The sequence below is a fragment of the Pseudoalteromonas sp. 2CM28B genome (assembly GCF_023161935.1).
In genome coordinates this window covers 1-13,603 of sequence record NZ_JALNTH010000070.1, presented here as the reverse complement: position 1 = coordinate 13,603, position 13,603 = coordinate 1, and the positions used below count along the sequence as shown (strand labels likewise).

The 13,603-nt window shown below is 41.5% G+C and carries 13 protein-coding genes; 9 read left to right on the top strand and 4 right to left on the bottom strand.

The genetic code is table 11. The features are described from left to right. Window positions 1–267: 267 nt before the first annotated feature. Genes MTN96_RS36025 through rph form a run of 3 tightly spaced genes read right to left on the bottom strand, consistent with a single transcriptional unit; the run spans window position 268 to window position 2,080 of the window. Window positions 268–651 (bottom strand): diacylglycerol kinase, encoded by a 384-nt coding sequence (locus MTN96_RS36025; protein ID WP_004588246.1) that lies wholly within the window; start codon window positions 649–651, stop codon window positions 268–270. A 58-nt stretch (window positions 652–709) separates the two neighbouring features. Further along, window positions 710–1,354, bottom strand: a complete 645-nt coding sequence (gene pyrE / locus MTN96_RS36020; protein WP_248534733.1) for an orotate phosphoribosyltransferase — start codon at window positions 1,352–1,354, stop codon at window positions 710–712. Between the two features lie 12 nt (window positions 1,355–1,366). Further along, window positions 1,367–2,080 (bottom strand): ribonuclease PH, encoded by a 714-nt coding sequence (gene rph / locus MTN96_RS36015; protein WP_004588248.1) that lies wholly within the window; start codon window positions 2,078–2,080, stop codon window positions 1,367–1,369. A gap of 163 nt (window positions 2,081–2,243) precedes the next feature. Between rph and MTN96_RS36010 the strand changes: the two genes are divergently transcribed. The 6 genes from MTN96_RS36010 to MTN96_RS35985 all read left to right on the top strand — a co-directional run bounded on the left by MTN96_RS36010 (window position 2,244) and on the right by MTN96_RS35985 (window position 8,627). Further along, window positions 2,244–3,104, top strand: coding sequence for a YicC/YloC family endoribonuclease (locus MTN96_RS36010; protein WP_024032427.1), 861 nt, complete (start codon window positions 2,244–2,246; stop codon window positions 3,102–3,104). Window positions 3,105–3,219: 115 nt separating this feature from the next. Beyond that, window positions 3,220–3,840 carry a guanylate kinase gene (gene gmk / locus MTN96_RS36005; RefSeq protein ID WP_064384893.1) on the top strand — a complete coding sequence of 207 codons (621 nt, stop codon included), beginning with the start codon at window positions 3,220–3,222 and terminating at the stop codon, window positions 3,838–3,840. Window positions 3,841–3,954: 114 nt separating this feature from the next. Next, window positions 3,955–4,230: a DNA-directed RNA polymerase subunit omega gene (gene rpoZ, locus MTN96_RS36000; protein WP_004588253.1), complete on the top strand. Its 276-nt coding sequence runs from the start codon at window positions 3,955–3,957 to the stop codon at window positions 4,228–4,230. Between the two features lie 127 nt (window positions 4,231–4,357). After that, on the top strand, window positions 4,358–6,463 hold the full coding sequence (gene spoT / locus MTN96_RS35995) for a bifunctional GTP diphosphokinase/guanosine-3',5'-bis pyrophosphate 3'-pyrophosphohydrolase (RefSeq protein WP_004588254.1): 2,106 nt from the start codon (window positions 4,358–4,360) through the stop codon (window positions 6,461–6,463). Between the two features lie 12 nt (window positions 6,464–6,475). Further along, window positions 6,476–6,868 carry a RidA family protein gene (locus tag MTN96_RS35990; RefSeq protein WP_004588255.1) on the top strand — a complete coding sequence of 131 codons (393 nt, stop codon included), beginning with the start codon at window positions 6,476–6,478 and terminating at the stop codon, window positions 6,866–6,868. A 151-nt stretch (window positions 6,869–7,019) separates the two neighbouring features. Beyond that, a complete protein-coding gene (locus MTN96_RS35985) occupies window positions 7,020–8,627 on the top strand; it encodes a DUF342 domain-containing protein (RefSeq protein WP_054983951.1) in 1,608 nt (535 codons plus the stop codon). Between the two features lie 24 nt (window positions 8,628–8,651). On the opposite strand, the gene asnA is transcribed toward MTN96_RS35985, so the two are convergent. Beyond that, window positions 8,652–9,647 carry an aspartate--ammonia ligase gene (gene asnA / locus MTN96_RS35980; RefSeq protein WP_029773162.1) on the bottom strand — a complete coding sequence of 332 codons (996 nt, stop codon included), beginning with the start codon at window positions 9,645–9,647 and terminating at the stop codon, window positions 8,652–8,654. Window positions 9,648–9,843: 196 nt separating this feature from the next. Here asnA and asnC point away from each other — a divergent pair, with 196 nt between their 5' ends. From asnC to recG, 3 genes are read left to right on the top strand one after another with little or no spacing between them, the layout of a single operon-like run. Next, window positions 9,844–10,302, top strand: coding sequence for a transcriptional regulator AsnC (gene asnC / locus MTN96_RS35975; RefSeq protein ID WP_004588258.1), 459 nt, complete (start codon window positions 9,844–9,846; stop codon window positions 10,300–10,302). Between the two features lie 40 nt (window positions 10,303–10,342). Further along, a complete protein-coding gene (gene trmH, locus MTN96_RS35970) occupies window positions 10,343–11,029 on the top strand; it encodes a tRNA (guanosine(18)-2'-O)-methyltransferase TrmH (RefSeq protein WP_004588259.1) in 687 nt (228 codons plus the stop codon). Between the two features lie 60 nt (window positions 11,030–11,089). After that, complete coding sequence (recG, locus tag MTN96_RS35965) at window positions 11,090–13,171, top strand: ATP-dependent DNA helicase RecG (protein WP_096740252.1); 2,082 nt, start codon at window positions 11,090–11,092, stop codon at window positions 13,169–13,171. The last annotated feature ends 432 nt before the right edge of the window (window positions 13,172–13,603 follow it).

Sequence of the window (13,603 nt, the reverse complement as noted above, 5' to 3'; positions counted from 1 at the left end):
ACACTTAATTTTGTTAAACTTGAAAGTTTTTAAAACTAAGTTTTACTCGACTCACTAAGTGGTTTGCTTGCCTCGCTAAGCGTTGCCTGCTCTGCCGTCTCAGTGGGGTCGCATTATAGGGAGATCCGAAAACAGATCAACCCTTTTTTAAAGAAAACTTGAAATAAATGACTGTTCGCTGATTATTTGAGCCAAATGCGCTAAAAACACAACATAACTAGCACTTTATTAACATTTTAGGTGTATTAATTGGTTTATATAGAGGGTTTACTGAAATAACTTTATATACAAACTAGCACCCCACACGATCGTAAGGATCATTAATGAGAGTGTTACTGCTGCAGATCCCATATCTTTTGCACGCCCCGATAATACATGGCGCTCTGTACTTACGCGATCGGTGAGCGCTTCTATTGCTGAATTAAGTAATTCCACAATCAATATGATCAGTAATGTACTTACTAACAATGCCCAATGTAATACCGATGAAGCTAGCCAAAAAGAAATGGGTAGCAAAATAATGCTAAGTAGCAACTCTTGCCTAAAAGCCGCTTCTTCTATAAAGGCCGCTTTAAAACCAAGGTACGAACAATACGTTGCTTTAAATATACGCTTTATACCAAGGCCGTTAGGTTTAAATACATCTTTCATTATTAGCTCTATTTACTGTGGTCAAAATAAAGCCCCGCAATTGCGAGGCTTTTTTTAGTTAGGCAATACCGTATTGATCTCGGTATGCTTTAACTGATGCTAAATGCTCGTCCATTGTACCTTGGCTCTCAAGGTAGCTAATAAGATCAGCTAATTTTACAATAGAGATCACTTTGGTATTAAAGTCGCGCTCAACCTCTTGAATAGCTGAAAGCTCAGCTTTGCCTTTTTCTTGGCGATCAAGTGCTATTAGTACACCACTTAGGTCTGCGCCGTTATCGGAAATGATTTCCATTGATTCACGAATCGCAGTGCCTGCGGTGATCACATCATCCACCAGCATAATTTTGCCCGTTAATGCAGAACCTACTAATGTACCACCCTCACCATGTGCTTTTTTCTCTTTACGGTTAAAGCAATAAGGTACATCTTTATCATGGTGATCTGCCAGCGCTACTGCGGTAGTGGTTGCAATAGGAATACCTTTATAAGCTGGGCCAAATAAAACGTCGTATTCTATTGCGGCGTCTTCAAGGGCTGATGCATAAAAACGACCCAAACGTGCTAAATCACGTCCTGTGTTAAAAAGGCCAGCATTAAAAAAGTATGGGCTTGTTCGACCTGATTTAAGGGTAAACTCGCCAAATTTTAAAACCTGCTTTTCTAAAGCAAATTCAATAAACTCTTTTTGATAATCTTTCATTGGGGTACTCGCTTATGCTAACGCTTGTTTTTGAACGTCAATAATTTCACGGATTGAATGTTTAGCCAGTGTAAGTAGCTCATCTAATTCGTCGAACGAGAATGGTTCGCCCTCTGCGGTACCTTGTACTTCAATAATTTTACCTGTTTCAGTTAAAATTACGTTCATATCGGTTTCGGCTTCAGAATCTTCAAGGTACTCTAAATCACTAATTGGTTGGCCTTTATAAATACCTACCGAAATAGCAGCAATCATGTGCTTAAGCGGGTTTGAGTTGATCATTCCTTTAGCGCGCATGTGAGTAAGTGCATCAACTAAAGCCACGCATGCACCACTGATAGATGCAGTACGCGTTCCGCCATCAGCTTGAATCACATCACAGTCAATTGTAATGGTGTTTTCGCCAAGCGCTTTTAAATCTACTGCAGCTCTTAATGCGCGAGCAATTAAGCGTTGAATTTCCATAGTACGACCGCCTTGTTTACCACGTGCTGCTTCACGTGCGTTACGCGTATGCGTTGAGCGCGGTAGCATACCGTATTCAGCGTTGATCCAACCTTTACCTTGGCCTTTCATAAAACGTGGTACACCTGCTTCAACCGTAGCAGTACAAAGTACTTTGGTATTACCAAACTCAACAAGTACTGAGCCTTCAGCGTGTAATGTGTAATTACGTGTAAATGATACCGGTCTAATTTGGTTAGGTGTTCTTTCGCTTGGACGCATTGACGATCCCCTTAATTCTGAATTTGCGACATTATAAGTGCATGTGCAGGTAGATGCCATGCTGATTGTAAAATATTCAGCGTAATAAATTTTCTCTAGAGGTTAAGCAGTGTTACGGTATAATCATCGCAATATTGTATTAATAAATTTTAGGAACTTATCCATGATCCACAGTATGACTGCTTATGCGCGTCGCGAAATTAAAGGCGATTGGGGCACTGGCACCTGGGAAATTCGTTCAGTAAACCAGCGCTACCTTGAAACGTTTATTCGCGCACCAGAGCAATTTCGTGGCATGGAGCCGGTAATTCGTGAGCGTTTACGTAAAAATTTGCAACGCGGTAAAGTTGAAGTATTTTTAAAGTTTGTTGCAAATCCAGCACACGTGGGTGAGCTATCAATTAATGAGTCACTTGCTGAGCAACTAATAAATAGTGCTAAATGGGTGCAGCAACAAAGCAGTGGCGACATTAACCCAGTTGATATACTGCGCTGGCCTGGCGTAATGGAAGCACAGGAGCTCGATTTAGATACCGTTAATAAAGCACTTATAGCGGGCTTTGACCAAGTAGTTGAAGATTTTAAATCAGCCCGTGGCGATGAAGGCGCAAATTTAGAAGAAATGATTGCCACTCGCCTTGATGCCATACTTGAGCAAGTTACTGTAGTAGAAAGTCACTTACCAGAAATAGCAAAGTGGCAGCGTGAAAAGCTTAATCAAAAGCTTGAAGACTTAAAAACCGACATTGACGAATCTCGCCTTGAACAAGAGCTTATTTACCTTGCGCAAAAGCAAGATGTTGCCGAAGAACTCGACCGCTTAAAATCGCACGTAAAAGAAACTAAAAAAATTCTTAATAAAGGTGGCGCGTGTGGCCGCCGTTTAGATTTTATGATGCAGGAGTTTAACCGCGAAGCAAACACCCTAGCCTCTAAGTCTATTAATAGCGATATTACTAATGCAGCTGTAGAGCTAAAAGTGCTTATTGAGCAGATGAGAGAGCAGATCCAGAATATTGAGTAATTGTACTTGTGTGCTACTTACTTGAGCACAATTAGTTAAATAAAGTACAATAGCGTAATTAAAGGCTTGGATTATTGATTTAGTCCAAGCCTGTTTATTTTAAGTAGAGAAAAACATGGCTCAAACTCGCGGAAATTTATTTATTTTATCGGCACCTTCTGGTGCGGGTAAATCTAGCTTAATCACGGCGTTATTAAAAAAACATGCAGATATGAAAGTATCGGTCTCGCATACCACCCGAAGCCCTCGCCCTGGTGAAGAAAATGCGGTGCATTATCACTTTGTAAGCGCCGATGAATTTAAAGCATTAATTGCCAAAGATGATTTTTTTGAATGGGCGCAAGTATTCGATAATTACTACGGTACCTCAAAGCAGGCTATTGAGTCGCAGCTGAATGCCGGTATTGATGTATTTTTAGATATTGACTGGCAAGGTGCGCAGCAAGTGCGTGAAATTATGCCTAGCGTGCAAACAATTTTTATTTTGCCTCCTTCAAAAGCAGAGCTTGAGCAGCGCTTAAATAACCGAGGCCAAGATTCTGCCGAGGTCATCGCTGGGCGTATGGCCAAAGCGCAATCAGAAACATCGCACTACAATGAATATGATTATGTTGTGGTTAACGATGATTTTGAAACCGCCCTTAGCAATATTGAAACTATCGTATTAGCGCAGCGCTTAACCTTAAAAGCCCAAGCTAGTCGTCATCACGATTTAATTACAAACTTACTTAAATAAGCCATTTATGCCCTTTACAGGGAAAACTGGTAAAAATTAACCACTGGCTATTGGCGAAACAAGCTGCTTGCAGTAAACTACGCCTTTGCTTTTAAATTATTTTGGAGTGCTGAGATGGCTCGCGTAACAGTTGAAGATGCAGTAGATGCAATTGGTAATCGTTTTGACTTAATTTTAGTTGCGGCTCGTCGTGCCCGCCAAATTGCTGTTGGTGGTAAAGACCCACTAGTAGACGCTGAAAATGACAAACCAACCGTTATCGCTCTACGTGAAATCGAAAAAGGTTTAGTTGATAGTTCATCAATGGACGTTATTGACCGTGAAGAACAACAACACCAAGAAGCAGCTGAATTAGCTGCGGTTGCTGCTATTGTTGGCGGTAATCAATAATCAACCACCCGGTTTGATTTAGTCAACGGCTCAGTATTTCTACTCTAGCCGTTGGCAATCCCCTCTTTTCATCGTATATTCTATTACTTACCGTTACTTATTGCTTCACGAGAACATTGGAGTGTGAATGTATCTTTTTGAAGGTCTTAAAAAGAAAATATCTGAATACTTGCCTGCTGCTGAAGTAGAGCTAGTGCAAAAAGCCTACGTGGTAGCCCGAGAGGCTCACGAGGGGCAAACTCGCTCAAGCGGCGAGCCGTACATTACTCACCCTGTTGAAGTAACCCAAATTCTTGCTGGCATGCACCTTGACCATGAAACACTTATGGCCGCGCTAATGCATGACGTTATTGAAGATACTGACTTTAGCCAACAGGACTTAGCCGAAATATTTGGCGATACGGTTGCCGAACTTGTTGAAGGGGTAAGTAAGCTCGATAAGCTCAGCTTTAAAGACAAAAAAGAATTCCAAGCTGAAAACTACCGAAAAATGATCATGGCTATGACCCAAGACATTCGGGTTATTTTAATTAAACTGGCCGATCGCACTCACAATATGCGTACATTAGGCGCTCTGCGCCCTGATAAGCGCCGTCGTATTGCCCGTGAAACACTTGAAATTTACGCACCTATTGCAAACCGTTTAGGTATTCACGATATTAAAAATGAGCTAGAAGATTTAGGTTTTCAGGCTTTATACCCTATGCGTCATCGCGCACTTAAATCTGAAGTGGCAAAAGCGCGAGGTAATCGCAAAGAAGTTATTTCTAACATTCAAACCGAAATAGAAGCACGTCTTGAAGAGTCTGGTATTAAGGCGACGGTTTCTGGGCGCGAAAAACACCTTTATAGCATTTATAAAAAAATGCTTAATAAAGAGCTGCTTTTTAATGAGGTAATGGATATTTACGCCTTTAGAATAAACGTAGATGCAATGGATACCTGTTATCGCGTGTTAGGTGTTGCACATAACCTATATAAACCTATCGAAACGCGTTTTAAAGACTATATTGCCGTGCCTAAAACAAATGGTTATCAGTCTTTGCATACGTCATTAGTAGGCCCACACGGCATTCCGGTAGAAATACAAGTGCGTACGCATGACATGGATCACATGGCCGATAAAGGGGTTGCTGCACACTGGATGTATAAAAAAGCCGGTGATGGCGCGGGTAACACAGCTCAACAGCGTGCGCGTCAATGGATGCAAAGTTTACTGGAGCTTCAGCAAAGTGCCGGCTCATCATTCGAATTTGTCGAGAACGTTAAAACCGAGCTGTTCCCAGAAGAAATATACGTATTTACCCCCGATGGCCGCATAGTAGAGTTGCCAATGGGCGCTACCGCGGTTGATTTTGCTTACGCGGTGCATACTGATGTGGGTAACACTTGTGTTGGTGCAAGGGTAAACCGTAAACCTTACCCACTAAGCAAAGCCTTAGATACTGGGCAAAGTGTTGAAATTATTACCAGCTCGGGTGCACACCCTAATGCAACCTGGTTAAACTTTATAGTTACAGGTAAAGCCCGTTTAGGGATAAGAAACTATCTTAAGAGCCAACACCAAGAAGAAGCATTGTTATTAGGCCGACGCTTACTCGATTCTGCCTTAGGTGAAAATAAGCTCGACAGCATTGCCGATGAAAACATAGCCCGCGTACTCGAAGAGCACGAGCTATCTACAGTATTAGAATTACTAGTAGAAATAGGCGCAGGTAACTTAATGAGCGTGTTAATCGCTAAACGCTTATTGCAAGAAGAAAGCGACGACTTGTCAGATATTAGCAAACAAGCCAAAGCAACCATTATTGGTACAGAAGGCATGTTGGTTAATTATTCTAAGTGTTGCCGACCTGTACCAGGGGATGCCATCACTGCACATATTAGCCAAGGTAAAGGGCTTACCGTTCACCGCCAAGAATGTAAAAACATTCGCGGCTGGGAAAACGAACGCTCAAAATACTTGGTTGTAAAATGGGATGACAATCCAGAAAAAGAATATATAGCTGCGCTACGGGTGGAAATAATTAATCACCAAGGGGCTTTGGCTAAACTCACAAATGTTGTTGCTACAACCCAAGCCAACATTGTTGAGATCACTACCGACGAAAAAGAAAGTAATTTATATGTGATAGACTTGGGCGTTACCGTTAAAAACCGCGTCCATGTTGCTAATATTATGCGCCGCATTCGCGTGATGCCTGATGTGCAAAGAGTCTATCGTAAAAAGTAAAATAGGAAACTCATGAATAAAGCATTTATTTCTACCGAAAAAGCACCTGCTGCCATCGGCACTTATAGCCAAGCGGTTAAAGTAGGTACTGCCGTTTATTTATCTGGACAAATTCCACTTGTCCCAGAAACAATGGAAATGGTTTCAGAAGACTTTAGCGAGCAGACACATCAAGTATTTAAAAACATTACAGCGGTGTGCGAAGAAGCAGGCGGTAAAATCCAAGATCTTGTTAAAATTAATATCTACCTAACAGACTTATCAAACTTTGCCACTGTTAATGAAGTAATGAGCCAATATTTCAAGCAGCCTTATCCTGCCCGTGCAGCATTAGGTGTACGTGCTCTACCAAAAGGCGCACAAGTTGAAATTGACGGCATAATGGAACTTCCTTCAACTAATTAATAAATACAGAGCTATAAACCCCCTTTATAGCTCTATTTTTTATTGCTAGCCTTTGTTTATCTCCCTTTCTTGACTCACATGTAAATATCTAGCACTCTGTAATCATGCAATAAAATCAATCTTAACTTTAGTAGTAGAAAAGGATTAACTAGTGTTTAAGCTTGCCAATAATGGGAACGTATTACTTGATGTAAGTAAGCACGCTCCACCTAGCGCCGCTTTTATAATTGATGCACTCGAGAAGTCGACGTTTTGCGAATGCAAAATTGACCACGAGGCTATTGATAATTTTTTTAAAGCGCAAAATAATGAGCCAACCTTGGTTGTAGCAAGTAAGCACGATGCATCGCTTGTGGTAACGTTAAGCGAAGATAAAATGCAAGCCATAGGTGAGCTAACTTTAGCTTATGGTGGTAAAGTACTTTCATTAGAAGAGGGCAAAAAACAACTCATAAAAGCAGGGGTTGTACGTGGTTACAAACAAGCTTTTTTAGAGCAGCTTTTAGATAAACAATTTAACTTACCCCCAGGTACAGTGGCAAAAGGGATTCTAGCCAAAGGCCGCCTACCAGCAGAAGGCACAGCAACAAAATTTGTAGCTATGGTAGAAACCCTCAAAGATCGCCTAAAAGCACCCAAAATGAAGGAAGATGGCAGTGTTGATATGCGCGACTTTGGTAAACTGGCAAGCGTAGAGCCCGGCACTGTACTGATCCGCCAACAACCTGCAACTCCCGGTAAAGAAGGATTCACTGTAGTAGGTGACATACTACCGGCTAAACCCGGCGAAAATAAAAAGTTAGTGGCAGGGGAAGGCGCCGAAATATCAAAAACAAATCCGCTCGAGCTTGTTTCTACAACAGCGGGAGTCCCCGTAGAAATACCTAACGGTATGCGAGTTGATGATATTTTTACCATCTCTGATGTAGATGTTAAAAGCGGCCATATTGATTTTGAAGGCAGTGTTATTGTGACTAAAAACATTGACCCAGGAATGCGAGTCACGGCAAAAGGCGACATTACTGTTTTTGGCACGGTCGAATCTGGCGAATTATCAGCCGGCGGAAACATCACTGTAAAGCAAGGCATTATTGGCCATCAAAAGCTCGAAGATAAAACTTTGTCGTGCTCTATTAAAAGTGAAGGTGATGTTCATGTATCTCACGCACAATACTGTTATATGCAGGGCAAAAACATCTTTATAGACCGCCAAGCCAGCCATTGTGCTATTAAAGCAAAACACTTATTACAAGTTGGCCAAACAGAGTTACCCAAAGGGAAAATTTTTGGTGGAGAGATTCTTGATGCAACCGTGTTAATTGCTGGCGAAATAGGCAATGAATCAGGTGCAAAAATGGCTATCAATTTAGCCGCATCCGGCGCTGAAATAACAGCCGACACAGATAACTGCTTTAAAGACTTAGCAAAAACCGATGAGCAGCTTGATACCCTTCAAGCAGCACTAGAAAAAGCAGATAAAGTAAAAGATATAGAAAAGAAGAATCTACTCATTAAAAAAATTGGCGCAACACAGCAGCATTATTGCCAACAAGCAGAGCAGCTAGAGAAAAAGTTATCTAGCCTAGATCATGAACTCCACGACCTACTAAGCGATGCAAATCTCGTCGTTAATACATCATTACACTCAGGGGTAGAGATCCATATTTTTGATAAAGTATTAAAAACTACCCGCAACTACCCACCTTGCAATATAAACCTACAAAACAATAAAGTAGAAATAAACTTTAAAACACATTAGGGCGCATTTAGCGCCCTTTATAATTTACAGTAAGCCACTTACCGTATCGTGCGTTTGCTTTGGCCATACACCTACTTGGACTTGTCCAATATGCTGCTTTTGCAGTAATAACATTGCTAAGCGCGATTGCCCTATTCCGCCACCAATTGTTTGTGGGAAAGCCTCTTCTAGTAATGCTTTATGCCAATCGAATGCTAGGCGTTCTTCATCGCCTGTTATGCTCAATTGCGCTTTTAATACATCAGGGCTTACACGAATACCCATAGATGATATTTCAAAGGCATCTTCTAACACAGGGTTCCACACTAAAATATCGCCATTTAATCCTGTGTATCCGTCAATCGTTTGGGTAGACCAATCGTCGTAATCTGGAGCGCGTACATCATGGATTTTGCCATCACCTAATGCCCCCCCAATACCAATTAAAAACACCGCACCGTACTCTTGTGCAATGGCTTTTTCGCGTTGCTTTGCGCTAAATTCAGGGTACATTTTGCGTAATTGCTCACTGTGTATAAACGTGATTTCACTAGGTAAGAATGGGGCTATACCAAAGCTTTCACTTACAAACTGCTCTGTTTGCTTAATACCAGTATAAATAGCTTTAACAGTGTCTTGTAATGTAGAGAGCGTACGTTCAGTACGTTGGCAAATTACCTTTTCCCAATCCCATTGATCAACATAAACAGAATGTATTGGGCTTAATGAGTCTTCATCTGGGCGCAACGCTTTCATTTGTGTATAAATACCTTCACCTACAGAAAAGCCGTAAGTCGCTAGCGTTTTACGTTTCCATTTAGCAAGCGAATGAACAACTTCATAGCTGCTATCGGTAATTGCTTTTACGTTAACAGCAACTGCATTCTCGTGGCCGCTCAGGTTATCTTGTGTGCCATCACCTACTTTGGCCAAAATAGGAGCCTGAACTTCAACTAACCCTAGTTGCTGCTCTAATTGCTGTGAAAAAAACTGCTTAACTTTACTTATTTGCTGCTGTTGCTGCACATAGTGTGAACTCATAATAATTGGCCTCATTCCCAGTTATTGTTACTTGCTTATTAATGAGAAAACACCCTGTAGGCGCCTTCAATGAGGTTACTGTAACGATTTAAACTTTTAATTCAATAACCCATAATAAAAATAGCTTTAATATGTAAAATCGATTAATTTACACGGTATAAAAATGTAGATTCACTAATTTAAGTAAGCAAAAATAATGGAAAATTATCAAATCGATAATCTCGATAAACAGATACTTCACGCTCTAATGGCCAATGCCCGTACAGCCTACGCAGAATTAGCTAAACGGTTTGCTGTAAGTGCCGGCACAATTCACGTACGCGTAGAAAAAATGAAACAAGCGGGCATCATTACCGGCACCCAATTAAGCATTAGTACAAAGCAACTAGGTTACGATGTATGTTGCTTTATTGGTATTAACTTAAACAACGCTCGCGACTACCCAGAAACACTGATTAAACTAGAAGCATTAGAAGAAGTAGTTGAAGCTTATTACACCACGGGTAACTACAGCATTTTTATAAAGGTAATGGCCAAGTCTATCGACCATCTGCAAGACGTGCTCATTAATAAAATACAAGCTATAGAGGCTATTCAATCAACCGAGACCCTAATCTCTTTGCAAAATCCAATTAGCCGCACAGTAATGCCTTAATAGATAAAATTACGTATAATTATCAAAAAAGAGGATCACCATGCAGCAAAATCGCTACCAACGAATAAAAGACGTGCTCTCACGTCGCCAAACAGACCTAACAGTCTGCCTAGAAGACGTACATAAACATCATAATCTCTCAGCTATTGTAAGAAGTGCTGATGCAGTAGGTTGCCATCATGTGCATGCTGTATGGCCAGAAAACCAAAAATGGCTGACCAATAATACCTCTGGCGGCAGTAAAAACTGGCTAGAAACACACCTGCATAAAAATATTGATGATGCTGCTGCGATGATGCGCAAGCACAACCCAGATGTACAAATATTAGCAACACATTTGAGCGAAGATGCTGTAGATTTTAGAGAAATCGATTACACAAAACCCACAGCTATAATCGTTGGCCAAGAAAAAACGGGGATTTCTGAGCACGCGCTAAAACACGCCGATCAAAACATTATTATTCCTATGCAAGGCATGGTGCAGTCACTTAATGTATCAGTAGCTGCTGCGCTTATTTTATTTGAAGCACAGCAGCAACGAGAAAAAGCAGGGCTATATAAGCGCGATATGCTAAGTGAAGAGATTAAACACCCTATGTATTTTGAAGGGTATCACCCTGTTATTGCTAAGCAATGTAGATTAAAAAACCTACCTTACCCACCACTCGATGAAGAAGGTGAAATAGTCGCTAACGAGCAGTTTTGGCAAGCTTTAAAACATGCTTGATGCTTAGCAAACCTGTGAGTACACTTAACTCATTCACAAATAAACAGATTTGAGCCTACATTGTCTAAACCTAGCTTAAGCCAATACCCTATCACAGAACTTAAAGGGGTAGGCCCAAAAATGGCCGAACGCCTACAAAAGCTAGGTATAGCTACCGTGCAAGATATGCTCTTTCATTTGCCTTTACGCTATGAAGATCGTACCCGTATTTATGCTATTAACGATGTTACTTTGCACAGCCACTGCACTGTTGAGGCAACAATAGAAACAAGCCAAGTGACCTTTGGTAAACGGCGTATGTTAGTGGTGCAAATAAACGATGGTACAGGTAGGCTTACTTTACGGTTTTTTAATTTTACAGCAGCGCAAAAAAACGCATTTAGCAGTGGCAAAATAATCCGTTGCTTTGGTGAAGTAAGACGCGGGCGCGTTGGTTTTGAAATGAGCCACCCAGAATACAGCATTAGCGATACCCCAAACGAGCAACCAACCGCCGCAACACTAACCCCCGTGTATTCAACCACCGAAGGCTTAAAACAATTATCAATTAGAGCGTTAAGTGAACAAGCCATCGATTTATTACATAAGTATTCTGTTGAAGAGCTTATCCCTGAAAAATGGCAACCCTCACATATGCAATTAAGTGACGCTTTATTGCTACTTCATCGCCCTGCGAATGATGTTGACATTATTTCGCTTGAACAAGGCATGCATCCGGCACAACAACGCTTAGTATTTGAAGAGCTACTTGCCCAAAACTTAAGCTTATTAAAAGTACGCGAGCAAGGGCAGCAAGTAAGTGCAGTTTCCCTAAGTCCTACAAATACATTAGAGAGCCAATTTTTAGCGCAACTCCCTTTTGCACCGACTAATGCACAAAATAGAGTTGTAGCCGAAATAAAAGGGGATTTACAGCATGCCTACCCCATGATGCGATTAGTACAAGGTGATGTAGGCTCAGGTAAAACACTGGTCGCAGCATTAAGTGCATTAACAGCAATAGCACAAGGTTTTCAAGTTGCCCTGATGGCACCTACAGAAATCCTTTCTGAACAACACGGAATAAATTTCAAGCAATGGTTTGAAAGTCTTGGGATTAACGTTGCCTGGCTAGGCGGTAAAACTAAAGGAAAAGAGCGTACTAATACACTTGAAAAAATCGCCTCAGGGGAAGCGCAAATGATAGTGGGCACCCACGCCCTATTTCAAGACGAGGTAAAATTTAATAACTTAGTATTGATTATCATAGATGAGCAACATCGCTTTGGTGTTCATCAACGCCTCTCACTGCGTGAGAAAGGCAAGTTTGGTAATTGTTACCCTCATCAGTTAGTCATGACCGCAACCCCCATTCCGCGTACATTGGCTATGACGGCCTATGCCGATTTAGAAACCTCAGTGATAGATGAGTTACCACCTGGGCGCACACCTATAACCACCGTTGCTATTCCTGATACACGCCGAGACGATATAATAAACCGTGTTAAGCTTGCCTGTAATGAACAAGGCAGACAGGTTTATTGGGTATGTACCCTCATTGACGAATCAGAAGCCCTACAATGCCAAGCAGCTGAAGACAGCGCATTACAATTAAAAGAGGCGTTGCCAGAGCTTAATGTCGGGCTCGTTCATGGCCGTATGAAAGCCGCTGAAAAACAAGCGATCATGAGCGACTTTAAAGCAGGCAATATTCACGTACTTGTTGCAACAACAGTAATAGAAGTAGGTGTAGACGTACCTAATGCCAGTTTAATTATCATAGAAAATCCTGAGCGCTTAGGATTAGCACAATTACATCAATTACGCGGGCGCGTAGGACGAGGAGCCACCGCTTCGCATTGCGTACTGTTATATCACGCCCCTCTTTCTCACACAGCTCAAAAACGTTTAGGTGTATTAAGAGACAGTAACGATGGCTTTGTCATCGCAGAGCGAGATTTAGAAATACGTGGGCCAGGTGAAGTGCTCGGCACTAAACAAACTGGCTTAGCAGAATTTAAAATAGCGGATCTTACTCGAGATAAACACACGCTAAATCAAGTCAGGCCCATTGCACAACAAATGCTAAAGCAAAACCCCGACCTTATAGACCCTTTAATTCATCGCTGGCTAGGTAATAAATCTAACTACGCACAAGCATAATTACGCTAAAGCACTCGTAAAGCTCACTGCTGAAACGCTATATTTACCATACAAAGATGTGCGGCGAGCGTTATCCGCGGGTTTCGTGATACTCAACCCACGCTACGGAAGTGGTGGAAACTGTGCGAATAATACCTGGAATGTATTTTTACTTTTCTGTAGACGTAAAAAAGCCCGGCTCTTTCGAGTCGGGCTTTCTTGTATTGGGAGCTTGGCGATGTCATGGTGCCCACAGCGGTAGAGAGTCACATAGAAAATGCACATTATCATTGCGTCGGGTGTCGCTTCGCTCGCCCGACCTACATTTTAGGTTTAAAAGTGAATTCATTACGAGTGCTTTTTTCACTTTCCTGTAGACGTAAAAAAGCCCGGCTCTTTCGAGTCGGGCTTTCTTGTATTTGGAGCCTGGCAATGTCCTACTTTCACATAGCA